Annotated in this window: 24 protein-coding genes; all 24 read right to left on the reverse strand. The window is 73.6% G+C overall.

Features of this window, described 5'->3' with window-relative positions; genetic code table 11:
• Positions 1-28: 28 nt before the first annotated feature.
• The 24 genes from lgt to HNR70_RS07010 all read right to left on the reverse strand — a co-directional run bounded on the left by lgt (position 29) and on the right by HNR70_RS07010 (position 22,819).
• Positions 29-958, reverse strand: coding sequence for a prolipoprotein diacylglyceryl transferase (gene lgt / locus HNR70_RS06895; RefSeq protein WP_184324994.1), 930 nt, complete (start codon positions 956-958; stop codon positions 29-31).
• Positions 959-1,116: 158 nt separating this feature from the next.
• Complete coding sequence (gene trpA / locus HNR70_RS06900) at positions 1,117-2,004, reverse strand: tryptophan synthase subunit alpha (protein WP_246375170.1); 888 nt, start codon at positions 2,002-2,004, stop codon at positions 1,117-1,119.
• Positions 2,001-3,365 carry a tryptophan synthase subunit beta gene (trpB, locus tag HNR70_RS06905; RefSeq protein ID WP_221421106.1) on the reverse strand — a complete coding sequence of 455 codons (1,365 nt, stop codon included), beginning with the start codon at positions 3,363-3,365 and terminating at the stop codon, positions 2,001-2,003. Before trpB ends, trpA begins: the two co-directional genes overlap by 4 nt.
• The gene (trpC, locus tag HNR70_RS06910) at positions 3,362-4,195 is read right to left on the reverse strand and encodes an indole-3-glycerol phosphate synthase TrpC (protein WP_184324995.1); all 834 of its coding nucleotides are present in this window, start codon (positions 4,193-4,195) and stop codon (positions 3,362-3,364) included. The genes trpB and trpC overlap by 4 nt, the downstream gene beginning before the upstream one ends.
• A 73-nt stretch (positions 4,196-4,268) precedes the next feature.
• On the reverse strand, positions 4,269-4,739 hold the full coding sequence (locus HNR70_RS06915; RefSeq protein ID WP_184324996.1) for a DUF2752 domain-containing protein: 471 nt from the start codon (positions 4,737-4,739) through the stop codon (positions 4,269-4,271).
• Positions 4,736-5,041, reverse strand: coding sequence for an HGxxPAAW family protein (locus HNR70_RS06920; RefSeq protein WP_246375171.1), 306 nt, complete (start codon positions 5,039-5,041; stop codon positions 4,736-4,738). The genes HNR70_RS06915 and HNR70_RS06920 overlap by 4 nt, the downstream gene beginning before the upstream one ends.
• Positions 5,042-5,123: 82 nt before the next feature.
• A complete protein-coding gene (locus HNR70_RS06925; RefSeq protein WP_184324997.1) occupies positions 5,124-5,756 on the reverse strand; it encodes a Trp biosynthesis-associated membrane protein in 633 nt (210 codons plus the stop codon).
• Positions 5,753-7,348 carry an anthranilate synthase component I gene (locus tag HNR70_RS06930; RefSeq protein ID WP_184324998.1) on the reverse strand — a complete coding sequence of 532 codons (1,596 nt, stop codon included), beginning with the start codon at positions 7,346-7,348 and terminating at the stop codon, positions 5,753-5,755. The genes HNR70_RS06925 and HNR70_RS06930 overlap by 4 nt, the downstream gene beginning before the upstream one ends.
• A complete protein-coding gene (hisI, locus tag HNR70_RS06935; RefSeq protein ID WP_312857598.1) occupies positions 7,345-7,761 on the reverse strand; it encodes a phosphoribosyl-AMP cyclohydrolase in 417 nt (138 codons plus the stop codon). Before hisI ends, HNR70_RS06930 begins: the two co-directional genes overlap by 4 nt.
• A complete protein-coding gene (metK, locus tag HNR70_RS06940) occupies positions 7,758-8,966 on the reverse strand; it encodes a methionine adenosyltransferase (protein WP_184324999.1) in 1,209 nt (402 codons plus the stop codon). The genes hisI and metK overlap by 4 nt, the downstream gene beginning before the upstream one ends.
• 5 nt (positions 8,967-8,971) lie before the next feature.
• On the reverse strand, positions 8,972-10,237 hold the full coding sequence (gene coaBC / locus HNR70_RS06945; RefSeq protein WP_184325000.1) for a bifunctional phosphopantothenoylcysteine decarboxylase/phosphopantothenate--cysteine ligase CoaBC: 1,266 nt from the start codon (positions 10,235-10,237) through the stop codon (positions 8,972-8,974).
• A 34-nt stretch (positions 10,238-10,271) separates the two neighbouring features.
• The gene (gene rpoZ, locus HNR70_RS06950) at positions 10,272-10,634 is read right to left on the reverse strand and encodes a DNA-directed RNA polymerase subunit omega (protein WP_184325001.1); all 363 of its coding nucleotides are present in this window, start codon (positions 10,632-10,634) and stop codon (positions 10,272-10,274) included.
• Between the two features lie 83 nt (positions 10,635-10,717).
• Positions 10,718-11,287 carry a guanylate kinase gene (gene gmk / locus HNR70_RS06955; RefSeq protein ID WP_184326593.1) on the reverse strand — a complete coding sequence of 190 codons (570 nt, stop codon included), beginning with the start codon at positions 11,285-11,287 and terminating at the stop codon, positions 10,718-10,720.
• A 29-nt stretch (positions 11,288-11,316) separates the two neighbouring features.
• Positions 11,317-11,643 (reverse strand): integration host factor, actinobacterial type, encoded by a 327-nt coding sequence (gene mihF / locus HNR70_RS06960; protein WP_122940556.1) that lies wholly within the window; start codon positions 11,641-11,643, stop codon positions 11,317-11,319.
• A 215-nt stretch (positions 11,644-11,858) separates the two neighbouring features.
• Positions 11,859-12,755, reverse strand: coding sequence for an orotidine-5'-phosphate decarboxylase (gene pyrF, locus HNR70_RS06965; protein WP_184325002.1), 897 nt, complete (start codon positions 12,753-12,755; stop codon positions 11,859-11,861).
• Positions 12,752-16,156: a carbamoyl-phosphate synthase large subunit gene (gene carB / locus HNR70_RS06970; RefSeq protein ID WP_184325003.1), complete on the reverse strand. Its 3,405-nt coding sequence runs from the start codon at positions 16,154-16,156 to the stop codon at positions 12,752-12,754. The genes pyrF and carB overlap by 4 nt, the downstream gene beginning before the upstream one ends.
• Positions 16,156-17,388 (reverse strand): glutamine-hydrolyzing carbamoyl-phosphate synthase small subunit, encoded by a 1,233-nt coding sequence (carA, locus tag HNR70_RS06975; protein ID WP_184325004.1) that lies wholly within the window; start codon positions 17,386-17,388, stop codon positions 16,156-16,158. The genes carB and carA overlap by 1 nt, the downstream gene beginning before the upstream one ends.
• Positions 17,385-17,879 (reverse strand): PH-like domain-containing protein, encoded by a 495-nt coding sequence (locus tag HNR70_RS06980; RefSeq protein ID WP_184325005.1) that lies wholly within the window; start codon positions 17,877-17,879, stop codon positions 17,385-17,387. The genes carA and HNR70_RS06980 overlap by 4 nt, the downstream gene beginning before the upstream one ends.
• Positions 17,876-19,162 (reverse strand): dihydroorotase, encoded by a 1,287-nt coding sequence (locus HNR70_RS06985; protein ID WP_184326594.1) that lies wholly within the window; start codon positions 19,160-19,162, stop codon positions 17,876-17,878. Before HNR70_RS06985 ends, HNR70_RS06980 begins: the two co-directional genes overlap by 4 nt.
• A 76-nt stretch (positions 19,163-19,238) precedes the next feature.
• The gene (locus HNR70_RS06990; protein WP_184325006.1) at positions 19,239-20,201 is read right to left on the reverse strand and encodes an aspartate carbamoyltransferase catalytic subunit; all 963 of its coding nucleotides are present in this window, start codon (positions 20,199-20,201) and stop codon (positions 19,239-19,241) included.
• A complete protein-coding gene (pyrR, locus tag HNR70_RS06995; protein WP_246375172.1) occupies positions 20,198-20,860 on the reverse strand; it encodes a bifunctional pyr operon transcriptional regulator/uracil phosphoribosyltransferase PyrR in 663 nt (220 codons plus the stop codon). Before pyrR ends, HNR70_RS06990 begins: the two co-directional genes overlap by 4 nt.
• A gap of 164 nt (positions 20,861-21,024) precedes the next feature.
• Entirely contained in the window at positions 21,025-21,570 is a 546-nt protein-coding gene (gene nusB / locus HNR70_RS07000) for a transcription antitermination factor NusB (RefSeq protein WP_184325007.1), read from the reverse strand.
• Positions 21,567-22,127 carry an elongation factor P gene (gene efp, locus HNR70_RS07005; protein WP_184325008.1) on the reverse strand — a complete coding sequence of 187 codons (561 nt, stop codon included), beginning with the start codon at positions 22,125-22,127 and terminating at the stop codon, positions 21,567-21,569. The genes nusB and efp overlap by 4 nt, the downstream gene beginning before the upstream one ends.
• Positions 22,128-22,201: 74 nt before the next feature.
• On the reverse strand, positions 22,202-22,819 hold the full coding sequence (locus tag HNR70_RS07010) for a helix-turn-helix transcriptional regulator (RefSeq protein ID WP_184325009.1): 618 nt from the start codon (positions 22,817-22,819) through the stop codon (positions 22,202-22,204).
• Between the last annotated feature and the right edge of the window lie 62 nt (positions 22,820-22,881).

The raw sequence follows: 22,881 nt of genomic DNA on the forward strand, positions 1-22,881 counted from the left end.
GCGCGATGCGACGTCTCGGGGGTGCGGTCTAGGTGCCGGGCGGGTTCTCGGTGCCGGCGGAGGGCGGGGTGCCGGACTTCTCCACCTCGTCCTCGTCGGGGCCGTTGCCCTCGGTCTGGGCGAGCAGGGTGAAGGAGCCGTCGGCCGCGACGACCTCGCCGCCGCGCTTGCGCTTGCGGTAGGTGAGGATCACGAACATCGCCACGCCCACGAGGGCCATGAGGATGGCGACGAGGGTGTGGATGCGCAGCGGGCCGACCATGAGCACGGGCTCGGAGCGGATCGCGTCGATCCAGGCGCGGCCGGTGGAGTACAGGGCGACATAGGCCCAGAACTGGCGGCCGCCGGCGAGCTGGAAGCGGTGGGCGAGCAGGAGCAGCACGGCCAGGGCCGCGAGGTTCCACAGCTGCTCGTACAGGAAGGTGGGGTGGTACGTGCCGGGCACGCAGCCGTTGATGGTCTGCCCGTTGGTGACGCAGGTGATGTCCCAGGCCCACCAGGCGTCCAGCGGCGGCCCGTACAGCTCCTGGTTGAACCAGTTGCCGAAGCGGCCCAGCACCTGGGCGATGAGCAGGGTGGGCGCGACGGTGTCGGCCAGCGCCGTGAAGGACACACCCTTGATCCGGGACATGATCCACACCGCGAGCGCGCCGCCGGCGACGCCGCCGTAGATCGCGAGCCCGCCCTGCCAGATGTACAGCACGGCGATCGGGTTGCCGTTCTCGCCGAAGAAGGGCTCCGGGGAGGTCAGGACGTGCCAGACGCGGGAGCCGACGATGCCGGCGATCACCGCGACGAACATGATGTCGAACAGGGTGTCGCCGTCGCCGCCGCGCTTCTCCCAGCGCTTGGTGGCCCACCACATGGCCACGCCGATGCCGGCGAGGATGCACAGGGCGTAGAAGTGGATCGTCAGCGGGCCGAGCGAGAGGGCGGAGACGGAGGGGCTCGGGATCATCGGGTCCTCTCCTCTCCCGGCCGACAGGGGCCGTCTCTCCTCGGCCACGAGGGCCGGTCACTCCGGCCGACGGGGCCGTGCCGTTCGGCCGACGGGGCCGTGCCGCCCGGCCGGGAGGGCCGGGGTCCGGGACCGGGAGGTCCCGGTCGGGGGGCGGGTCAGGCGCGGGCGCGCTCGACGCCTGCGCGGAGGTCCTTGGCGACCTCCGCCAGGGCGGTGAGTGCCGCCCGGTCGTCGCCCTCGTGCTCGAGCAGCGCGCGCACGAAGGCGGACCCGACGATCACTCCATCAGCGTACGCGCCGACCTGCGCGGCCTGCTCACCATGAGAGACGCCCAGACCCACGCACACGTTGGTCGCACCGGCGGCGCGGGTCCGCTCCACCAGCCCCTCGGTGGCCGTGGACACGCTGGCCCGGGTGCCGGTGACGCCCATGGTGCTCGCGGCGTACACGAATCCGGTTGTGTGCGAGACCACATGCTCGAGGCGGTCGCGCGGGGAGCTCGGTGCGACGAGGAACACGCGGTCCACGCCGTGCTCCTCGGACGCGGCGATCCAGTCGGCGCCCTCGTCGGGGATGAGGTCGGGGGTGATGAGCCCGGCGCCGCCGGCGGCCGCGAGGTCGCGCGCGAAGGCGTCGGGGCCGTAGGCGAGGACCGGGTTCCAGTAGCTCATCACGAGGATTGCGGCGCCGCGGCCGGAGAGCGCCTCGACGGCCTCGAGGACGTGGCGGGTGCGGGTCCCCGCCTCGAGCGCGGCGGAGGCCGCCTTCTGGATGACCGGGCCATCCATCACCGGATCGGAGTAGGGCAGGCCGAGCTCGATCATGTCGGCACCGTTGTCGATGAGGACGCGGGCGGCGTCGATCGAGCGCTGCAGGTCGGGGTAGCCGACGGGCAGGTAGCCGACGAGAGCGGCACGGTTCTCGGCCCGGGCGCGGTCGAGCACCTCCGCGGCGCGGAGCCGCTGCGAGTCGGGGCGCGGGGAGTCGGGGCGCGGGGAGGCGGTGCTCTGGGCATCGGGGCGCGAGGCGTCGGCGGCGGTCATCGGGTCTCCTCCGGGGTCTCGGGCGAGGTGCTGCGGGCGAGGTCCCGCAGGGCGCCGAGGTCGGCGCGGGCGGGGTCGTCGCCGACGAGGCCGAACCAGCGCGAGGCGGTGTCCACGTCCTTGTCGCCGCGGCCGGAGAGGCTGACGACGATGACGGCGCCCTCCCCCAGCTCGCGGCCCAGCTCGAGCGCTCCGGCCAGGGCGTGCGCGGACTCGATGGCGGGCATGATGCCCTCGGTCATCGACAGCAGCGCGAAGGCGTCCATGGCGGGGCCGTCATCGATCGCGCGGTACTCGGCGCGGCCGGTGTCCGCCAGCCATGCGTGCTCGGGGCCGACGCTGGGATAGTCCAGGCCTGCGGAGACGGAGTGGGAGGGGATGGTCTGGCCGTCCTCGTCCTGCATGACGAAGCTGCGGGCGCCGTGGAGCACGCCGGGGGAGCCGCCGGTGATGGTGGCGGAGTGGCGGCCGGTGGAGATGCCGTCGCCGCCGGCCTCGCAGCCCAGCAGCCGCACCTCGGGATCGTCGAGGAAGGCGTGGAAGATGCCCATGGCGTTGGAGCCGCCGCCCACGCAGGCGACGACCGCGTCGGGCAGGCGGCCCACCCGCTCGAGGGTCTGGGCGCGGGCCTCCTCGCCGATCACGCGGTGGAAGTCGCGGACCATGGCCGGGAAGGGGTGGGGGCCGGCGACGGTGCCGAGGAGGTAGTGGGTGGTCTCCACGTTCGCGACCCAGTCGCGGAAGGCCTCGTTGATCGCGTCCTTGAGGGTGCGCGAGCCCTGCTCCACGGCGACCACCTCGGCGCCGAGCAGGCGCATGCGGGCGACGTTCAGGGCCTGGCGCTCGGTGTCCTCGGCGCCCATGTAGATGGTGCAGTCCAGGCCGAACAGGGCTGCGGCGGTGGCGGTGGCGACGCCGTGCTGGCCCGCGCCGGTCTCGGCGATCAGGCGCTTCTTGCCCATGCGCCGGGTCAGAAGTGCCTGGCCGAGGACGTTGTTGATCTTGTGGGAGCCGGTGTGGTTGAGGTCCTCGCGCTTGAGGAGGATGCGGGCGCCGCCGGCGAGCTGCGAGAAGCGAGGCGCCTCGGAGAGCAGGGAGGGGCGCCCGGTGTAGTCGGCGGCGAGGGCGCGCAGCTCGGCGACGAACTCGGGCTCGATGATCGCCTTCTCGTACACCTCGGTGAGCTCGTCGAGCGCCGGGACGAGCGCCTCGGGCAGGAAGCGCCCGCCGAACTCGCCGAAGTAGGGCCCGGCCGCGGAGCGCAGCGCGGTGGAGGGTCGGGTGAGGTCCAGGACGACGGGCTCGCCGGCGGGGCTCGTCGCGCGCAGGGCGCTGTCCTGGGGGGTGTCGGGGCTGCTCATGCCTGAGCTCCTTCCGGGGCGGGGCGGCCGCGGCGCGCGACCTGGCGGAACGAGGCGACCGCGGCGGCGGGATCGCCCGAGGTGACCAGGGCCTCGCCGACCAGCACGGCGTCGGCGCCGGCGGCGGCGTAGGCCTCCACATCGGCGACGCCGAGCACGGCGGACTCGCCGATCCCGAGGGGCCCGGCGGGGATGCTCCGCAGCAGGGCGGCGGCGCGGTCGAGGTCGACGGTGAGGTCCTTGAGGTTGCGGGCGTTGACGCCGATGATGTCGGCGCCGAGGTCCAGGGCCCGTGCGAGCTCGTCCTCGGTGTGGGTCTCGACCAGGGCCTGCATGCCGAGCTCGCCGATGAGGGCGTGCAGATCCCGCAGCTGGGAGTCCTCGAGGGCCGCGACGATCAGCAGCACGAGGTCGGCGCCGTGGGCGCGGGCCTCGAGGACCTGGTAGGGCTCGACGACGAAGTCCTTGCGCAGCACGGGCACGTCGACCCGGGCGCGCACGGCGTCGAGATCGGCGAGAGTGCCGCGGAACCGGCGCTGCTCGGTGAGGACGCTGATGGCACAGGCGCCGGAGTCGGCGTAGGCGGCGGCCAGCTCCGCGGGCTCGGGGATCTCGGCCAGCGCCCCCTTGGAGGGGCTGGAGCGCTTCACCTCGGCGATCAGTCCCATGGTGCTGCCGTCGCCGGCCAGGTGGGCGCGGGCGTCGAGAGCGGGGGCGGCCTCGCGGGCGAGGCGCTCGATCTCGGCGTCGGGCACGGCGGCGCGGCGGGGCGCGAGGTCCTCGCGCACGCCGACGATGATGTCGTCGAGGACGGTTCCGGTGGTGGTCACTCGGTCTCCTGCGGATAGGGCGGGACCGCGACGGGCGCGGGTCCCGCGGTGTTCGACGGGCTGAGCGGCGGGCTCAGGCGCCGACGTACGAGATGGGGGCCAGGAACCAGAAGGCGGGAAGGTTCCTCAGCACCCCGAAGAGCACGGCGATCCCGACCATGACCAGCAGCGCGGTGCGCGAGGGCATCAGGTCGGTGCGCAGTCCGCGCACCCGCCGGACGGTCCACATCGCCAGTCCGGCGGCGATCAGCGGCAGGGACAGGACCAGCAGCGCATTGCTGCGCAGGGCCAGGAGCAGGTCCCCGGCGAGCAGGGAGTGCACCGCACGGATCGCGCCGCAGCCCGGGCAGTCCAGCCCGGTCAGCTGGTGCACGATGCACAGGGGGATGTGGGTGCGGAAGGGGTCGAAGACCAGCTGCACGCCGACGGCCAGGGCGAGCCCGGCGCCGACGATTCCCAGCGGCAGCAGGAGGCGGCGCGCCCCGCGGGGGGCGGGGGCGCCGGGCGCGGCCCGGCCCGGCCGCTCCTGTGCCGCGGTGGTCACCGGGCGTCGGCCTCGGCGACCTGCACGGCGGGGGCCTCGTGGGTGCGGGCGGCGGGCCCGGTCACGGGGTGGCCGTAGTGCTTGGGCTGGCCGAGGCCGGCCGCGGAGAGCACGATGCCGGCGATGATCGCGAGGGCGACGATCGCCGCTCCCACCCAGATCAGCACGGACAGGTCCGGCAGGATCATCCCGGCGGCGAGGACGACGGACCCGAGGACGATGCCGAGGTTCATGGTCCAGCTCGCGACGGTCTTGCCCTCGTTGTGGTGGGGCGGCGGCGGCACGACGTAGGTCTTCGGCATGGTCCTTCTCCAGTTCAGGGTCCCGGTCAGGGCCATTGTGCCACGTCGCGCCGGTTCGAGCCGTGCGGGTCCGTGAGCCGTGTCAGCGCTTCGGGTCCTCGCCGGTGCGGGCGTCGGGGCGGCCGTCGGACCCCTCGTCATGGTCCTCCCCCGCGACCGACGGGTCCTCGCCGCGGCTGAGCGCGTCCCAGGCGGCGGCGGGGTCGTCGGCCGGATCGGCCGTCGCGGCGACGGCGGCGCTGCGGTAGCGGGTGCCCACGGGCCAGGCGCGGCCCGCGACCAGCACGAGCACGCCCACGAGGGCGAGGGCCGCGGCGGGGACGAGCGCGATGAGGGGCCAGGCGGTCGCGTCGGCCGCGATCTCGCCGCCGGAGACCCCGGTGGCCTCGACGACCGCGCCGCGAGCGGCCGCCGCCGGATCCCGCACCGCGCCGAGGGATGCGACGGCGGCGGCGACGCCGGCCAGGACCATCACCGGGCCGGTGAGGAATCGCACCCAGGCCGAGGACAGCGAGGTCGCCAGCGCCGCCGCGAGGCCCGCGAGGGCGAGGGCGAGCACGGCCGGTGCCGCGTCGGAGCCGGTGACCGAGACCTGCTGGGCGGTGCCGGCAAGGTCCGGGGCGCTCGCCTGCACCCAGGGGGTGCGGGTCGCGCCGGCGAGCAGCCCGGCGGCGACGAGGCCGGCGAGGACGGCGGTGCTGCGCTTCAGCCTCATGCGCGGCGCAGCGTGTCCGCCGAGGCGGCGGCGCGGAGGGCGGCGGCGGCCTTGGACTGGGACTCGCGGTGCTCCATGGTGGCGTCGGAGTCGGCGACCACTCCCCCGCCGGCCTGGACGTGGGCGGTGCCGTCCTTGAGCACGGCGGTGCGGATGGCGATGGCCATGTCCATGTCGCCGGCGAAGTCGACGTAGCCGACGGTCCCGCCGTACACCCCGCGCCGCACCGGCTCGAGCCGGTCGATGATCCGCATGGCGGAGGGCTTCGGCGCCCCGGAGAGGGTGCCGGCCGGGAAGGTGGCGCGCAGCGCGTCGTAGGCGATCGCGTCGTCGCGCAGGTGCCCGGTGACGGTCGAGACGATGTGCTGGATGTGGGAGAACCGCTCGATGTGCATGAAGTCCCGCACCACCACGGTGCCGGGCTCGCAGAACTTCTGCAGGTCGTTGCGGGCGAGGTCCACGAGCATGAGGTGCTCGGAGCGTTCCTTGGGGTCGGCGAGCAGCGTCGCGGCGAGCTGCTCGTCCTCCTCCGGGGTGGCGCCGCGGGGGCGGGAGCCGGCGATCGGGTGGGTGGTCGCGGTGGTGCCGCGCACGGTCACCAGCGACTCGGGGCTCGCCCCGACCACGTCGATCGGTGCGCCGTCCGCGTCGACCGTGCGCAGCAGGTACATGTAGGGGCTCGGGTTCATACGACGCAGCACCCGGTACACGTCCAGCGGATGCGCCGCGGTGGGCAGCGAGAAGCGCTGGGAGGGGACGACCTGGAAGATCTCGCCGTCCACGATGTCGCGCACCGCCTCAGCGACCGCCCTCTCGTACTCGAGCTGGGTGGTGCGAGCCTTCGGCGTCAGCTCCGTGACCGCGTCGTAGACGACGGGCCCGCTGTCCACCGGGGTGCGCAGACGCTCGCGCAGCCGGTCCAGGCGCGCGAGGGCGTCGTCGTAGGCGGCGTCGACCCCGTCGTCGGTGGCGTTGAGGTTCAGGGCGTTGGCGACGAGCACGACGGTCGAGTCGTGGGCGTCGTGGACGACCACGTCCTGCGCGAGGAGCATCGACACGTCCGGCAGGCCGATCTCGTCGGGCGGGGCGGCGTCGAGCTTCTCCCAGTAGCGCACCGCGTCGTAGGCGATGTAGCCGACCATCCCGCCGGTGAAGGGCGGCAGGTGCTCCTGGCGGGCGGCGCGGAAGGCGCTGGTGATCTCGCGCAGCGCCTCGACCGGGGTGCCGGTGGTGGGGATGCCGGCGGGTACGTCGCCGTGCCAGTGGACCTGGCCGTCGCGCTCGGTGAGCACAGCGCGGGCGCTCGTGCCGATGATCGAGAAGCGGGAGGTCTCCCCCTCCCCGGCGGACTCGAGCAGGAAGGTGCCGCGGCCGTCGCCGTCCGCGGTGAGGCGGCGGTAGAGGGACACGGGCGTGTCCTCGTCGGCGAGCAGGCGCACGGAGACGGGGACGACGCGCTGGCGCGCGGCGAGGGCGCGGAAGGTCTCGCGGTCCGGGGTGACGCGGCCGAGCGCAGCGCCCTCGCGACCGCCCACCTGCTCGGGGTAGGCCTCGGTGCGGGAGTCCTGGGGGTCCTGGGGGAGGTCGGTCATGCGGTGCGCTCCGTGGTCTCGAGGACGACGGCGTCGAGCTCGCCGCCGTCGAAGCAGGTGTCGGTGCCGCGGTGGCAGGCCGCGCCGACCTGGTCCACGCGGACCAGCAGGGTGTCGCAGTCGCAGTCCAGGGCGACGGAGCGGACCCACTGGACGTGGCCGCTGGTGTCGCCCTTGCGCCAGTACTCCTGCCGGGAGCGGGACCAGAAGGTCACCCGCCCGGTGGTGAGGGTGCGGTGCAGCGCCTCGTCGTCCATCCAGCCGACCATGAGCACGCGCTCGTCGGTCGCGTCCTGGACGACGGCGGCGACAAGGCCCGCGTCGTCGCGCTTCAGGCGCTGGGCGATCTCGGGGTCGAGCCCGGAGGGCGGGACGTCGGCGCCGACGGCCGGGATCGGGTCGTTCGTGCTCACAGGGCGCGCTCCAGCTCCTCGGCGCGGTCGGTGCGCTCCCACGTGAACTCGGGGAGCTCGCGGCCGAAGTGGCCATGCACGCTGGTGAGCGCGTAGATGGGGCGCAGCAGGTCGAGGGCGTCGATGAGCGCGGCGGGGCGCAGGTCGAAGACCTTCCGCACCGCGGCGGCGATCTGGTGGGAGGGGACCTTGCCGGTCCCGAAGGTCTCCACGTACAGGCCCACCGGCTCGGCGACGCCGATGGCGTAGGCGACCTGGACCTCGCAGCGGTCCGCGAGGCCCGCGGCGACGATGTTCTTGGCCACCCAGCGCATGGCGTAGGCGCCGGAGCGGTCCACCTTGCTGGGGTCCTTGCCGGAGAAGGCGCCGCCGCCGTGGCGGGCCATGCCGCCGTAGGTGTCCACGATGATCTTGCGGCCGGTGAGGCCAGCGTCGCCCTTCGGGCCGCCGAGCACGAAGCGGCCAGAGGGGTTGATGTGCAGCTTCACCGGGGAGGTGTCCAGGCCCAGGGCCTCGAGGTCCTCGAGCACGGGGGCGATGACGACCTTGGAGATCGCAGGCGCCAGCTGGCTGGTGAGGTCCACCTCCTCGCTGTGCTGGGTGGACACGACGATCGCCTCGACGGTGCGGGCCACGCCGTCCTCGTCGTAGCCGATGGAGACCTGGGTCTTCCCGTCGGGGCGGAGGTAGGGCAGCACTCCGTCGCGCCGGGCGGTGGAGAGGTTCTGGGTGAGGCGGTGCGCGGCGTGGATCGGCAGCGGCATGAGCTCGGGGGTGTCCTGGCAGGCGTAGCCGAACATGAGTCCCTGGTCCCCGGCGCCGAGGCGGGAGAAGGCCTCCGCGGCCGCGTCGCCGCGGGCCTCGAAGGAGGTGTCCACGCCCTGGGCGATGTCCGGGGACTGCGCGCCGATGGAGACCTCGACACCGCAGGAGTCGGCGTCGAAGCCCTTCTCCGAGGAGTCGTAGCCGATGCGGCGGATCACGTCGCGCACGATCGTGGCGACATCGGAGTAGCCGGAGGTGCGCACCTCGCCGGCCACGTGGACGAGTCCGGTGGTCACCATGGTCTCCACCGCGACGCGCGCGTCGCGGTCCTGGGCGAGCAGGTCGTCGAGGATGGCGTCCGAGATCTGGTCGCAGATCTTGTCGGGGTGCCCCTCGGTGACCGATTCGGACGTGAAGGTGCGCAGCTCGCTGGTGGTCATGGTGATCAGGGTACTTGCGGGAGCCGACCGACGAGTTCGTCGAGCACGGCGTGGGCGACCTGGGTCTTGGTCCCCTCGGCCGTGGCGAGCTCCTCGCCCTCGCGGTCCAGGATCCGCACGGCGTTGTCGGCGGCGCCGAACACGCCGCTGGTGACGTCGTTGAAGACGAGCAGGTCGGCGCCCTTGCGGCGCGCCTTGGCGCGGGCGAGCTCGAGGGCGCTGACGCCATCGCCGCCGGTCTCGGCCGCGAAGCCGACGATCGCGGGCCGCTCGGCGTCCCCGCGGTCCAGGACGCTGCTGCGCAGGATGTCCTCGGTGCGACGCAGGGCGAGGGTCGGCACGGAGTCGGGGTCGGACTCGTCCTTCTTGATCTTCGCGTCGGACTTCCCGGCGGCCGTGAAATCCGCCACGGCGGCGGCCATGACCAGCGCGTCGACCTTCCCGCGGTGCGCGGCGACGGTCTCGGCGAGCTCGGCGGCGCTGCCCAAGTCCAGGCGCTGGGCGCCGGGCGGGGTCTCGAGCGCGACGTTCGCGGCGGCCAGGCGCACCCGGGCGCCGCGCACGAGGGCGGCGTGGGCGAGGGCCCAGCCCTGTCGGCCGGAGGAGTGGTTGGCGAGGAAGCGGACGGGGTCGAGGTCCTCGCGGGTGCCGCCAGCGGTGATGAGCAGCTCGCGGCCGACGAGGTCGCGCACCACGGCGCCGCGCTCGTCGCGCGGTGCGGCCAGGGCCGCGCGGGCGGCGTCGAGGATCGCCTCGGGCTCGGGCAGGCGGCCGGGACCGGAGTCGGGGCCGGTGAGGCGGCCGACGGCGGGCTCGAGCACGATCGTGCCGCGCTCGCGCAGCACGGCGACGTTGTCGCGGGTGGAGGGGTGCTCCCACATCTCGGTGTGCATCGCGGGGGCGAGCACCACCGGCGCGCGGGTGACCAGGGCGGAGGCGGTGAGCATGTCGTCGGCCCGGCCGATCCGCAGCCGTGCGAGCAGGTCCGCGGTGGCGGGGGCGATGACCAGCAGGTCCGCCTCCTGGCCGTGGCGGACGTGGGCGACCTCGTCGACGTCCTCGAAGACGGAGGTGAGCACCGGGTGGTGGCTGAGCGCCTCCCACGTTGCGGCGCCCACGAACTCGAGCGAGGCCGGGGTGGGGACGACCCGCACCTCGGCCCCTTCACCGACAAGACCGCGCACCAGGTGCGCGGTCTTGTAGGCGGCGATCCCGCCGCCGACGCCCACGAGGACGCGGGCACCGGCGAGCGTGCGCTGCGGGGTGCTCATGGCTGACCCTGTGGTGATGCCGGCGGCGCCGGGATCAGAGGGTGAAGTCGGTCGGCGGGACCTCGGGGGCGTCGTCGCCGAGCAGCAGCGGGGCCGGGGCGTTGGGATCCGGCTCGTTCTGCGCGGCGTACTCCTCCTCGTCGATCTCGCGGACGGTGAGGAGGCCCTCGTCGATCTCGCGCAGCGCGATCGACAGCGGCTTCTCCTGGTTCTCGACGTCCACCAGCGGGCCGACGAACTCGAGCAGGCCCTCGGAGAGCTGCGAGTAGTAGGCGTTGATCTGGCGCGCGCGCTGCGAGGCGTACAGCACCAGGGCGTACTTCGAGTCGACGGTCTCGAGGAGACGGTCGATCGGGGGGTTCGTGATGCCTTCGGGCTGGGCGACTGTTCCGGCCACGGATGTCCCTTCCTGGGTGACGGCGTGCGACGCTCCAGGATACGCCCTTCCGCGCCGGGCGGCGAGGGCGGGAGCGTCCGGGGTCAGGTGAGGTCGTTCACGCCGAGCAGCGAGGCGAGCTCGTCGGCGGCGCGGTCCACCCGGTCGTTGACGATGGTGACGTCGAACTCGGACTCGGCGGCGAGCTCGACGCGCGCGGTCGCCAGGCGGCGCTCGCGCTCCTCGGCGTCCTCGGTGCCGCGGCCCACGAGCCGCTGGACCAGGGTGTCCCAGTCCGGCGGGGCCAGGAACACGAAGCGCGCCTCGGGCATCGTCTCGCGGATCTGCCGGGCGCCGGCGAGGTCGATCTCGAGCAGCACGGGACGCCCCTCGGCGACGGCCTGCTCGACCGGTCCGCGCGGGGTGCCGTACTTGTTGCGGCCGTGGACGACGGCCCATTCGAGCATCTGACCGGTCTCGATCAGGCGCGCGAACTCCTCCTCGGTGACGAAGCGGTAGTGCACGCCGTCGACCTCGCCGGGCCGCGGGGCCCGTGTGGTCGCGGAGACGGACAGCCAGATCTCGGGGTACCGCTCGCGGATCGCCGCGGACACGGTCCCCTTCCCCACGGCGGTGGGGCCTGCCAGGACTGTCACCGGGGCCGGTGCGGTCATCGCGCCGGCCCCGGTGGAATGCTCAGGGGTCACTCGGAGAAGTGGGCGACGAGCTTCTCCGCCTGGTGGGAGCCGAGGCCGCGGATCTTGCGGGAGGGCGAGATGCCGATCTCCTCCATGATCTGCTGCGCCTTGACCTTGCCCACGCCGGGCAGGGCCTCCAGCAGGGCGGAGACGCGCAGACGACCGACGACCTCGTTGGTCTCGGCCTCCTCCAGGACCTTCTTGATCTCCTCGCCGCGGTGGCCGGCGCTGTCCTTGAGCCGGGCCTTGATGGCCGCACGCTCGCGACGAGCCTCGGCGGCCTTCTTCAGGGCCTCGGCCCGCTGCTCAGGGGTGAGGGGAGGGAGAGCCACTGTTCTTACCTCTTGTTCTGTCGCTGGTGACGTCCATGGTCCGGGAGGTCCCCGGTGTGGGAAGAGCGTAACCCCAAAATCGTGGCCGAGGGCACGTTTGACACGCTAAGTCCCTGGTCCCGCGCCTGTCGGCCCCTCGGCGGGGCTCTCGCGGCGGCCCGTCTGGCGGGGCCGGAAGGGGTGCTCACGGGCCCGCCCGGCGGGGGCCGACGGGCTCAGCGGTACTGGCCGGTCAGCTCGTCGGCGCGAGCGGCCAGCGCGGCGGTGTCGGGGCCTGCGGCCAGGAACCCCCGGGACACGGAGACCAGCACCTGACCTGCGCGTTCACCGAAGACATCGGCGACCTCGGCCGGGCCGGCACCCTGGGCGCCGACCCCGGGGGCCAGCAGCGGGGCCGACGGGGCCGCGGCATCCAGGCCGAGCCGCCGGTAGGCGTCGCCGACGGTCGCGCCGACCACGAGACCGGCACTGCCCCACTCCCCCGGTGCCGCGCCGCCGATCCGTTCGGCGTGTCGCGCGATCTCGAGGGCGACCGGCGTGTCCTTGCCGGTCAGGGCGTGCTGCACCTGCGGCCCGTCGGGGTTGGAGGTGAGCGCGAGGAGGAACAGTCCCTTGCCGTGCGCGGTCGCGAGCTCCGCGGCCGGATCGAGGGAGCCGGTGCCGAGGTACGGGCTGACCGTGATCGCGTCGGCCTCGAGCGGCGCGCCCGGGAGCAGGTGCGCCTGGGCGTAGGCGGCCATGGTCGAGCCGATGTCGCCGCGCTTGACGTCGAGGATCGTCAGCACCCCGGTCTCGCGGGCCGCGGCCAGGAGCTCCTCGAGCACCGCGACGCCCGCGGAGCCGTGGCGCTCGAAGAAGGCCGACTGCGGCTTGATCGCCGCGACCCGGCCCGCGACCGCCTCGAGCACGCGCAGCGAGAACTCGCGCGCGCCCGCGGCGGTGTCCGGCAGGGACCACTCGGTCAGGAGTGCGGCGTGCGGGTCGATCCCTGCGACCAGCGGTCCCTGCGCGGCGACCGCGGCCTGGAGGACCCGGCCGAAGGGGGCAGGCGCGGCGCCCTCCGTCGTGACCTCCCCCGCACCCGCCCCTGTGCCGGCAGGGCCGGCGCTCACGCGCCGACCTTCGCGGTCGCGCGGGCCTCGTCGGCCGCGTCGGCGGACGCCTGCGCGTCCCGTCGCGCCCGGACCTCGCGCAGCAGCGCCGTGTGCTGCTGGATGCTGCGCACCTCGAAGGGCTCCACGGGCCTCGCCTCGATCGCCTGGACGGCGGCCTGGAACTCCTGCAGGGTCGTGATGACCGGGACGTCCATGCTGGTCGCGGCCGCGCGGATGGCGTAGCCGTCCACGCGGGCGTTCGAGCCGGAGGGGGTGTTCAGGACCAGGTCCACCTCGCCCGCCTCGATGAGCTCGATGACGCTCGCCTCCTCGCCGGCCTCGGAGGCCTTGCGCAGCACGCGGCAGGGGATGCCGTAGCGGCTGAGGACCTTGCCGGTCCCGGCGGTGGTGAGGATCTCGAAGCCGAGCGCGGCCAGTCGCGCGACCGGCAGGGGCAGGGAGCGCTTGTCGCGGTCGGAGACGGAGACGAAGGCGCTGCCGGAGGTGGGCAGGCCCTGGCCGCCGATGGCCAGCTGGGACTTGGCGAAGGCGAGCGGGAAGGTGGAGTCCATGCCCATGACCTCGCCGGTGGAGCGCATCTCCGGGCCGAGCACCGAGTCGACCGCGCGGCCCTCGGCGGTGCGGAACCGCTTGAAGGGCATCACGGCTTCCTTCACCGCGATCGGGGTCTCCTCGGGCAGGTCGGAGCCGTCGCCGGTGGCGGGCAGCACGCCGCCGCGGCGCAGGTCCGCGATGGAGGTGCCGGCCATGAGCAGGGCCGCCGCCTGGGCGAGCGGCACGCCGGTGGCCTTGGCGACGAAGGGCACGGTGCGGGAGGCGCGGGGGTTCGCCTCGAGCACGTACAGCACCCCGTGGGAGAGGGCGTACTGGACGTTCAGCAGGCCGCGCACGCCCACGCCCTCGGCGATGGCGAGGGTGGAGGTGCGGATCCGCTCGAGCACCGGGGCGCCGAGCGTGACCGGCGGCAGGGTGCAGGCCGAGTCGCCGGAGTGGATGCCGGCCTCTTCGATGTGCTCCATGATCCCGGCGAGGTAGAGCTCCTCGCCGTCGTACAGGGCGTCCACGTCGATCTCGATCGCGGTGTCCAGGAAGCTGTCGATGAGGATCGGGGCCTCGGCGCGGCCGCCGTCGGGGAGGTTGCGGCCCACGTAGTCGACCAGGCCCTCCTCGTCGAAGACGATCTCCATGCCGCGGCCGCCGAGCACGTAGCTCGGGCGCACCAGCACCGGGTAGCCGACCTTGGCGGCGACCTCGATGGCGTCGCCGAGCCCCCAGGCGGTGCCGTAGGGCGGGGCGGGCAGGTCGGCCTCGGCCAGGACCGCGCCGAAGTGGCCGCGATCCTCGGCGTTGTCGATCGCGGCGGGGCTGGTGCCGATGATCGGCAGGCCCTCGGCCTCGAGGCGGCGGGCGAGGGACAGCGGGGTCTGCCCGCCCAGCTGCACGATGACGCCGGCGACGGGGCCGGCGGCCTTCTCCGCCTCGTACACCTCGACGACGTCCTCGAAGGTGAGCGGCTCGAAGTAGAGCCGGTCGGCGATGTCGTAGTCCGTCGAGACCGTCTCGGGGTTGCAGTTGATCATGACCGTCTCGTAGCCGCCGCCGGGCAGCTCCGGGTCGCCGAGCGCGAGCGCGGCGTGGACGCAGGAGTAGTCGAACTCGATGCCCTGGCCGATGCGGTTGGGGCCCGAGCCGAGGATCAGCACGGCCGGGCGCTCGCGCTTCTCGACCTCGGTCTCCTGGTCATAGGTGGAGTAGTGGTACGGGGTGCGGGAGGCGAACTCCGCGGCGCACGTGTCCACGGTCTTGTAGACGGGGTTGATCCCGAGGGCCTCGCGCACGCCCTTGACCACGTCACCGCTCTGGCCGCGCAGGTTGCCGATCTGGTCGTCGGAGAGGCCGTGGCGCTTGGCGAGCGCGAGCAGCTCGGCGTCCAGCACGTCGCCGGCGCGGACCTCCGCCGCGATCTCGGCGACCAGGAGCATCTGGTCGAGGAACCAGCGGTCGATACCGGTGGCCTCCCCGAGCCGGTCGAGGGTCTCGGCGGGATCGAGGATTCCCTCGGCCGCGGACCACAGGATCCGGCCGATGGACAGCAGGCGCTCCGCGGTGGGGGTGCGCACGGCCTCGAGCAGCTCGGCGACCTCGGCGGCCGTGGGCGGCTCGCCGCGGTAGTCGAGGGTGGCGCCCTTGACGTCGATGGAGCGCTGCGCCTTGCCGAGCGCCTCGGTGAAGTTGCGCCCGAGCGCCATCGCCTCGCCCACCGACTTCATGGTGGTGGTGAGGGTGGGGTCCGCGGCGGGGAACTTCTCGAAGGCGAAGCGGGGCACCTTGACCACGACGTAGTCCAGCGCCGGCTCGAAGCTGGCGGGGGTGGTGCCGGTGATGTCGTTGCGGATCTCGTCGAGGGTGTAGCCGATGGCGACGCGCGCGGCGATCTTCGCGATCGGGAAGCCGGTGGCCTTGGAGGCCAGCGCCGAGGAGCGGGAGACGCGCGGGTTCATCTCGATGACGACGATACGGCCGGTCTCGGGGTGGGTGGCGAACTGGACGTTGCAGCCGCCGGTGTCCACGCCGACCTCGCGGATGATCGCGATGCCGAGGTCGCGCAGCTTCTGCAGCTCGACGTCGGTGAGGGTGAGGGCCGGGGCGACGGTGACGGAGTCGCCGGTGTGCACGCCGACGGGGTCGACGTTCTCGATGGAGCAGATGACCACGCAGTTGTCCGCGCCGTCGCGCATGAGCTCGAGCTCGAACTCCTTCCAGCCCAGGATCGACTCCTCGAGCAGGACCTCGGAGGTCGGCGAGTAGTGCAGGCCGTCACCGCCGATGCGGCGCAGGTCCGCCTCGTCGTAGGCCATGCCGGAGCCGAGCCCGCCCATGGTGAAGCTGGGGCGCACCACCATGGGGTAGCCGAGTTCGTCGGCGGCCTCGAGCAGCTCGTCCATGGTGTGGCAGATGCGGGAGCGCGCGGACTCGCCGCCCACCCGCTCGACGACCTCCTTGAACTTCTGGCGGTCCTCGGCCTTCTGGATCGCGTCCAGGCTCGCGCCGATCATCTCGACGCCGAACTCCTCGAGGGTCCCGTTCTCGGCCAGGGCGATCGCGGCGTTCAGCGCGGTCTGACCGCCGAGGGTGGGCAGCAGGGCGTCGGGGCGCTCGTTGGCGATGATCGAGCGGATGATGTCCGGGTCGATCGGCTCGATGTAGGTGGCGTCGGCGATCTCCGGGTCAGTCATGATCGTGGCCGGGTTGGAGTTGACGAGGATGACCCGCAGGCCCTCCTCGCGCAGCACGCGGCAGGCCTGGGTGCCGGAGTAGTCGAACTCGGCGGCCTGGCCGATGACGATCGGGCCGGAGCCGATGACCAGGACGGAGGAGATATCGGAACGGCGGGGCATCAGGACTCCTCGGAGGCGGAAGCGGTGGCGTCGGCGGCGGGGCCGGCGGCGTCGCGGTGCGCGACGGCGAGCTCCACCAGACGGTCGAACAGGGGCGAGGCGTCGTGGGGTCCGCTGGCCGCCTCGGGGTGGTACTGGACGGAGAAGGCGGGGATGTCGAGGCAGCGCAGGCCCTCGACCACGTCGTCGTTCAGGCCGACGTGGGAGACGACGACCCGGCCGTAGCGGCCGCCGTCGTGAGGGGCGGTGTGCTCGCCCTCGAGCGGCACGTCCACGGCGAAGCCGTGGTTGTGGGCGGTGATGGCGACCTGACCGGTCTCGCGGTCCTGGACGGGCTGGTTGATGCCGCGGTGGCCGAACTTCAGTTTGTAGGTGTCGAAGCCGAGGGCGCGGCCGAGCAGCTGGTTGCCGAAGCAGATCCCGAAGAAGGGCAGGCCGGCGTCGAGAACGCCGCGCAGCAGCTCGATCTGGGCGGTGGCGGTGGCGGGGTCGCCGGGGCCGTTGGAGAAGAACACGGCGTCGGGGCCGATGGCCAGGAGGTCCTCGAGGGAGGTGGTGGCGGGCAGCAGGTGCACGCGCAGTCCGCGCTCGAGCATGTTGCGGGGGGTGGCGCCCTTGATGCCGAGGTCCACGGCGGCGACGGTCGCGACGACCTCGCCCTCGGGCTCGAGCACGACGGGCTGGTCGATGGTGACCTCCTCGACGAAGCTCGCGCCCTCCATGGAGGGCTGCTCGCGCACCTCGGCCAGCAGCTCCTCCTCGGGGCGCTCGAGCGCGTCGCCGGAGAAGATGCCGCCGCGCATGGAGCCGGTGTCGCGCAGGCGTCGGGTGAGCATGCGGGTGTCGATGTCGCTGATGCCGACCACGTCGCTGTCGACGAGCAGCTCGTCGAGGGTCTGCTCGGCGCGGTAGTTGGAGGAGATGCGGGAGGCGTCGCGCACGGCGTAGCCGCGCACCCACACCTTGCGCGACTCCATGTCCCCGGCGTTCGCACCGGTGTTGCCGATGTGCGGGGCGGTCTGAACGACGATCTGTCCGGCGTAGGAGGGGTCGGAGAGGGTCTCCTGGTAGCCGGTCATTCCGGTGGAGAACACGACCTCGCCGAGGCGGGCGCCGCGGGCCCCGTAGGCGGAGCCGCGCAGCACGGTGCCGTCCTCGAGGACCAGCAGGGCGCGCTCGTGCGGGGCGCGGCGCACCGGGGGTCGGGAGGCAGTGGGGGCGGAGGTGGTCATGCGTGCTCCTTCCGGGAGAGCAGGAGGTCGTGATCGGCGCGGTCGTCGAGCCGCAGGCCGGTGTCCAGGAGCCGGTCGCCGAGGCGCCAGCGGATGATGAGCAGGCCGTCGCCGCCCACGAACTTGCCGGCCATGCCCGGGCCGGAGGTGAGCTCGGCGACAGCGCCTGCCGGGATGGTCAGGGCGCCGAGGCCCTGGCGCTCGAGATGCCAGGAGCCGCCGCTGCCGAGGGAGACCTCGGCGCGGGCGCGCTGACCGAGGCCGTGGGCGACGACCCGCTCGAGCGGCTGCTCGGCCAGGACCGTGTCCACGTAGATCGCGCCGACGGGCCCGTGGGCGAGGGTCTCCCCCAGCTCCTCGAGCGCCGCGGCCGACGGGGCGGGCAGGTCGGACTGGGTGCGTCCGCGGCGCCGCCAGCCCCAGGCCATGGCGCCGAGCGCCGCGAGGAAGAGCAGCGTCAGCAGCAGGACGGGGACGAGCCGGTCGCTCACCGCTCCACCACCGCGCCGTCGCGCACGGTGGGTCGGCCGCCGAGCAGGGTGAGCCGGTTCGCACCGGGCAGCTCCAGGCCCGCGAAGGGCGAGTTGCGCCCGAGGGAGGCGTGCTCGGCGGGGTCGGTGACGCGGACGGGGCGCGGGTCCCAGACCAGCAGGTTCGCGGGCTCCCCGACGGCGAGCGGGCGGCCCTGGTCCTCGTCGCGGCCGATCTCGGCGGGCTTCTCGGACATCACCCGGGCGACGTCCCTCCAGGTGAGGCGGCCCTCGTCGACCATGGTGGACTGCACGAGGGACAGGGCGGTCTCGAGACCGGTCATACCCATCGCGGCCTGGTCCCACTCGCGGTCCTTGGAGTCCGCGGGGTGGGGGGCGTGGTCGGTGGCGACGATGTCGATGGTGCCGTCGGCGAGTCCGGCGCGGACCGCCTCGACGTCCTCGGCGGTGCGCAGTGGCGGGTTCACCTTGAACACGGCGTCGAACTGGCGCACGTTCTCGTCGGTGAGCAGCAGGTGGTGCGGGGTGACCTCGGCGGTCACGGCGATGCCGCGCTCCTTGGCCCAGCGCACGATGTCCACGCTGCCGGCGGTGGACAGGTGGCACACGTGCAGGCGGGAGCCGACGTGCTGGGCGAGCAGCACGTCGCGGGCGATGATCGACTCCTCGGCGACGGCGGGCCAGCCGGCCAACCCCAGCTCCGCGGAGACCACGCCCTCGTGCATCTGGGCACCCTCGGTCAGGCGCGGGTCCTGGGCGTGCTGAGCGATGACGCCGTCGAAGGACTTCACGTACTCGAGCGCGCGGCGCATGAGCACGGGGTCATGCACGCACTTGCCGTCGTCGCTGAACACGCGCACACGGGCGCGGGAGTTGGCCATGGCGTCGAGCTCGGCGAGCCGCTCGCCGCCGAGGCCCACGGTCACGGCGCCGACGGGGCGGACGGTGCACCAGCCGGCGCTCTCGCCGCGGCGGGCGACCTGCTCGACCACGCCCGCGGTGTCGGCGACGGGGGTGGTGTTGGCCATGGCGTGCACGGCGGTGTAGCCGCCGCGGGCGGCGGCGCGGGTGCCGGTCTCGACGGTCTCGGCCTCCTCCCCGCCGGGCTCGCGCAGGTGGGTGTGGAGGTCGACGAGGCCGGGCAGCACGATGCAGCCGCCCGCGTCGATCACCTCGGCGCCCTCGGGCGCCTCGAGGTCCGGGCCGACGGCCTCGATGCGACCGCCGACGACGAGCACGTCCTGGACGTCCTCGCCGTAGGGGCGGCCGCCGCGCAGCAGCAGGGCGGTGGCGGGGCCGGCGGGCTCGTCGGCCGGGGACGCAGAGGCCCGGGAAACAGGGGCCTGGGGGGCGGTGGTCTCAGCGGTCACGGGTCGTCTCCCGGTCGTCGGTGGCGAGCAGGTGGTAGAGCACGGCCATTCGCACGAACACGCCGGAGGCGACCTGTTCGACGATGACGCTGCGGGGGGAGTCCGCGACGGCGCCGGCGATCTCGAAGCCGCGGTTCATCGGGCCGGGGTGCATGACGATCGTGTGCACGGGCAGGGCGGCGGCACGGGCGATGCTCAGCCCGTAGCGGCGGGAGTACTCCCCCGCCGTCGGGAAGAACCCGCCGCCCACCATCCGCTCGCGCTGCACGCGCAGCATCATCACGGCGTCGGGGCCGGTCGCGAGCGCCGCGTCGAGGTCATAGGAGATCTCGCAGGGCCAGGCGGAGGCGCCGACGGGCACCAGCGCGGGCGGGGCGACCAGGGTGACGCGCGCACCGAGCAGGGTCAGCAGCAGCACGTTCGAGCGGGCCACTCGCGAGTGGAGCACGTCGCCGACGATGACCACGTGCAGGCCCTCGAGGTCGGCGCGCGGGTCGCCGGGGCGCAGGTGGCGGCGCAGGGTGAAGGCGTCGAGCATCGCCTGGGTGGGATGCTCGTGCGCGCCGTCACCGGCGTTGACGATCGGCTGGTCGATCCAGCCGGCGTGGGCGAGCAGGTGCGCCGCGCCGGAGGAGCCCGAGCGGACCACGACCGCGTCGGCCCCCATGGCCTGGAGGGTCAGGGCCGTGTCCTTCAGGGACTCGCCCTTGGAGACGCTGGAGCCCTTGGCGGAGAAGTTGATGACGTCCGCGGAGAGGCGCTTCGCGGCGGCCTCGAAGCTGATCCGGGTGCGGGTGGAGTCCTCGAAGAAGAGGTTTACGACCGTGGTGCCCACGAGGGTGGGCAGCTTGCGGATGGCGCGGGACTGGGTGCCGGCCATGTGCTCGGCGGTCGCGAGGACCTCGAGGGCCTCCTCGCGGGAGAGGTCGGCGATGGAGATGAAGTGCCTCATGCGCGCTCCCCCTCACCGGTCGATGCGGCCGCCGGGGCTGCGGCGGGGCGGACGATGTCCACCGCGTCCTCGCCGTCGGTCTCGGCGAGCTGGACGTGGACCCGCTCGGTCCGGGAGGTGGGCAGGTTCTTGCCGACGTGGTCGGCGCGGATCGGCAGCTCGCGGTGGCCGCGGTCCACGAGGACGGCCAGGCGCACGGCGGCGGGACGGCCGACGGCGCCCAGCGCATCGAGCGCCGCGCGGATGGTGCGGCCCGAGTAGAGCACGTCGTCCACGAGCACGACGGTGCGGCCGTCGATGCCGGCGGGCGGGATGCGGGTGGGGCTCGGGGCCCGGGTGGGGTTCCGGCGCAGGTCGTCGCGGTACATGGTGATGTCCAGCGACCCGTACAGGGCGGAGAGGTCCTCGTCGTCCGGGCGGCCCTCGGCGCGGGCGATCTGCTCGGCGAGGCGGCGGGCCAGCGGCACGCCACGGTGCGGGATGCCCAGGAGCACGAGGTCGTCAGCGCCGTGGCCGCTCTCGAGGATCTCGTGCGCGATGCGGGTGAGGGCCCGGCGGATCTCCTCGGGGCCCAGCACGCGGGAGCGCTCTGCGCCCGGCTCCGGACCTGGGCCCGCGGGCTTCTCGGTGCCGTCGCCGGCGGGTGATGCGGTGGTCATGCGGTGTCTCCCTTCCACGCCTCACGGGACGTGTCGTTAAAGGGGTGGGGATGCTCGTGCGAGCGGTGCCAAGTCTAGTAGGCGGGCCGGTGCAGGCACCGGCGTGCCCGCCCCTCGGACGGGGCGGGCGGCGCGGTCAGCGGCGGGATCTCAGGAGAGGTTGCTCAGGGCAGCAGGCCGCTCACGTCGACGAGGCGCTGGAGAAGCCCGTTGACGAAGCGCGGGGAGTCGTCGGTCGAGAGGACCTCGGCGATCTTGGTGTACTCGCCGATGATAGCGCCGCGCTCCCCGTCGGCCGCACCGTGCAGCACCTCGGCGGCGCCGAGGCGCAGGATCGCCCGGTCCACCGCGGGCATGCGATGCAGGGGCCAGTCGCGCGAGTGCGTGGCGAGGTCCTCGTCGATGTCCGTGGCGTGCGGGGCGTACAGCTCCACCAGGGCGCGCGAGCGCTCGGGCAGCGGGGTCTGGGCGGCGGTGCGGCGCAGCCGCTCCTGGAGCACGTCGAGGACCGGCGCCTGCTTGGCGTCGGCCTCGAAGAGCACGTCCAGGGCGCGGATGCGGTCGCGGGTGCGCCCGTGGAGGCGGTCCGCGGCGGCCGGGACGGTGCGCTCGAGCTCGACCTCCGCCCCCTCCCGGGTGGGGAGGGGGAGGCCGGTCGGCTTCGGGGCCTTCGGCTGGTCGGCGCCGCCCGTGGTGGAGCCTCGGGTCACTTGACGCGCTCGAGGTAGTCGCCGGAGCGGGTGTCCACCTTGACCTTGTCGCCCTGGTTCAGGAACAGCGGGACCTGGATCTCGCGGCCGGTCTCCAGGCGCGCGGGCTTGGTGCCGCCGCTGGAGCGGTCGCCCTGCAGGCCGGGCTCGGTGAACTCGATGGTGAGCACCACGGAGGCGGGCAGCTCGACGAAGAGCGCATTGCCCTCGTGGAAGGCGATGACCACGTCCTGGCCCTCGAGCATGAAGTCCTTGGCCTCGCCCACGGTCTCCTCGGAGACGTTGGTCTGCTCCCAGTTCGAGGTGTCCATGAACACGTACATGTCGCCGTCGATGTAGGAGAACTGCATGTCGCGGCGGTCCACGGTGGCGGTCTCGACCTTCACACCGGCGTTGAAGGTCTTGTCCACGCCCTTGCCGGACATGACGTTCTTGAGCTTGGTGCGCACGAAGGCCGGGCCCTTGCCGGGCTTGACGTGCTGGAACTCGACCACGCTCCAGAGCTGCTGATCGAGGACCAGCACCATTCCGTTCTTGAGGTCGTTCGTCGTCGCCATGGGTCTCCTCGGTAGTCGTCGGGGCGGACCAAGGATAGCGCGCAGGCCCGCCTCTCCCCCGGCGGCCGACGGACTCAGCGGCTCGACGTGAGGTCGATCATGCTCAGCAGCCGCACGGCCAGGGGGTGGGCGGCGCTCTCCTCGCGCCAGCCGCTCGTCTTCACGGCGCGGGAGACGGTCTGCTGGGTGACGCCGAGCCGCTCGGCGAGGCGGGCCTGGGTGGCGCCGGGCTCCTCGCGCAGCGCCCGGACCGTCTCGCGCTGGCCGCGGTTGCGGGTGCGGACCATCCAGCCGATCAGGCGCAGCACGGCCTCGACGTCGGTGGCGGTGTCCTGCTGGCGCGCATCGGCCGCGCGGACGGCGAGCGGGACCTGGGAGGTGGTGGTCGCCGCGGCGAGGGCCTGCGCGGCGGCGGCGACGGCCGGGCCGCCGAGCTCGCGGACGGAGACGGGCAGCGGGCGGTCCACCGCCCCGATGCCGAGGCCGATGGCGGTGCCGCCCACCTCCAGCGCCCGCAGCATCACCTCGAGGGCTGTCTCGCCGCGGGCGGCGAGGATGAGCGCGTCGGGGCCGGCGGTGCGCTCGGGCGGCAGGGGCAGCTCCACCTCCGCGAGCGCCTCGAGCAATGCGGGGACGGGGTCGACGGCGGGGCGGCCGTGGCCGGGGCGACCGGAGAGGGAGAGGACGAACACGACGGGCCTTTCACAGCGGATATCAGGCGTTTGTCACGGTACACGTATGAGAGGCTGAATCC

Origin of the sequence: Brachybacterium aquaticum (assembly GCF_014204755.1) — a bacterium.
GTDB classification, from domain to species: domain Bacteria; phylum Actinomycetota; class Actinomycetes; order Actinomycetales; family Dermabacteraceae; genus Brachybacterium; species Brachybacterium aquaticum.

Bases quoted from the DNA above. Each gene is read 5' to 3' on its own strand.
- lgt (WP_184324994.1), bottom strand. From the start codon at position 958: ATGATCCCGAGCCCCTCCGTCTCCGCCCTCTCGCTCGGCCCGCTGACG.
- trpA (WP_246375170.1), bottom strand. From the start codon at position 2,004: ATGACCGCCGCCGACGCCTCGCGCCCCGATGCCCAGAGCACCGCCTCC.
- trpB (WP_221421106.1), bottom strand. From the start codon at position 3,365: ATGAGCAGCCCCGACACCCCCCAGGACAGCGCCCTGCGCGCGACGAGC.
- HNR70_RS06920 (WP_246375171.1), bottom strand. From the start codon at position 5,041: ATGCCGAAGACCTACGTCGTGCCGCCGCCGCCCCACCACAACGAGGGC.
- HNR70_RS06925 (WP_184324997.1), bottom strand. From the start codon at position 5,756: ATGAGGCTGAAGCGCAGCACCGCCGTCCTCGCCGGCCTCGTCGCCGCC.
- HNR70_RS06930 (WP_184324998.1), bottom strand. From the start codon at position 7,348: ATGACCGACCTCCCCCAGGACCCCCAGGACTCCCGCACCGAGGCCTAC.
- metK (WP_184324999.1), bottom strand. From the start codon at position 8,966: ATGACCACCAGCGAGCTGCGCACCTTCACGTCCGAATCGGTCACCGAG.
- coaBC (WP_184325000.1), bottom strand. From the start codon at position 10,237: ATGAGCACCCCGCAGCGCACGCTCGCCGGTGCCCGCGTCCTCGTGGGC.
- gmk (WP_184326593.1), bottom strand. From the start codon at position 11,287: ATGACCGCACCGGCCCCGGTGACAGTCCTGGCAGGCCCCACCGCCGTG.
- carB (WP_184325003.1), bottom strand. From the start codon at position 16,156: ATGCCCCGCCGTTCCGATATCTCCTCCGTCCTGGTCATCGGCTCCGGC.
- carA (WP_184325004.1), bottom strand. From the start codon at position 17,388: ATGACCACCTCCGCCCCCACTGCCTCCCGACCCCCGGTGCGCCGCGCC.
- HNR70_RS06990 (WP_184325006.1), bottom strand. From the start codon at position 20,201: ATGAGGCACTTCATCTCCATCGCCGACCTCTCCCGCGAGGAGGCCCTC.
- pyrR (WP_246375172.1), bottom strand. From the start codon at position 20,860: ATGACCACCGCATCACCCGCCGGCGACGGCACCGAGAAGCCCGCGGGC.
- efp (WP_184325008.1), bottom strand. From the start codon at position 22,127: ATGGCGACGACGAACGACCTCAAGAACGGAATGGTGCTGGTCCTCGAT.